Source organism: Agromyces seonyuensis, assembly GCF_009789225.1.
Lineage (GTDB): Bacteria > Actinomycetota > Actinomycetes > Actinomycetales > Microbacteriaceae > Agromyces > Agromyces seonyuensis.
On record NZ_WSTA01000162.1, the window covers coordinates 1 to 674 of the forward strand.

Consider the following 674-nt stretch of genomic DNA (forward strand, 5'->3'; position numbering starts at 1 on the left):
GTCCGGAGTCCAGACATGTGCTCTCCCGACCTGAGGCGGCGGGCGTCCTCGGGGCCGTCGTGCCCGCGAGCCGCGCGATGCGGCTCGACCCCGGCGAGGCGGCCGCGCTCCTCGCCGGCCCGGCCGGCCCGCGCTACTGGCTGCACCTCGACGTCGACGTCCTCGACCCCGAGTGGATGCCCGCGGTCGACAGCCCCGACCCCGGCGGCCTCGGTCCGGCCTGGCTCGCCGGACTGCTCGAGGTGCTCGCGCCGCGGGCGATCGGAGCGAGCGTCACGATCTACGACCCCGACCTCGACCCGGACGCCCGCGCCGCGCGGCTGCTCGTCGACGTGCTCGTGGACGGGCTCGCGCGGCTCGGCGCCGAGGCGTCCTGAGTCGCCCGCTACACGAACATCGGGAGGAAGTCGCTGGCGTCGACGACCGTGAGGCGCTGCGTCGGGCGCGTGAGCGCGACGTAGAGCCGCTTCCACGTCGCCGGGCTCACCGCACCGGGCATCGGCGGCACCGCGACGACGACGGCGTCGAACTCGAGGCCCTTCGCGTCGTCGGGGGTGCCGACCCAGAGCCGGTCCTCCTCGCCCGAGGCGGCGGCCGCCGCGGCCGTCTCGGCGCGCAGCGGCGCGAGCGCCCAGATCGCCGCGCGCGGCGCGATGACGCCCACGGTGCCGGTC

Annotated in this window: 2 protein-coding genes; one reads left to right on the forward strand and one right to left on the reverse strand. The window is 77.3% G+C overall.

The window, feature by feature from the left end; translation table 11 throughout:
• The coding region (locus GB864_RS18035) for an arginase family protein (RefSeq protein ID WP_202107368.1) at positions 1-377 on the forward strand (377 nt) is incomplete at its 5' end.
• A gap of 8 nt (positions 378-385) precedes the next feature.
• Here GB864_RS18035 and GB864_RS18040 read toward each other — a convergent pair.
• Positions 386-674: ATP-binding domain-containing protein (locus tag GB864_RS18040; RefSeq protein WP_160427055.1), on the reverse strand; the 289-nt coding region annotated here is incomplete at its 5' end.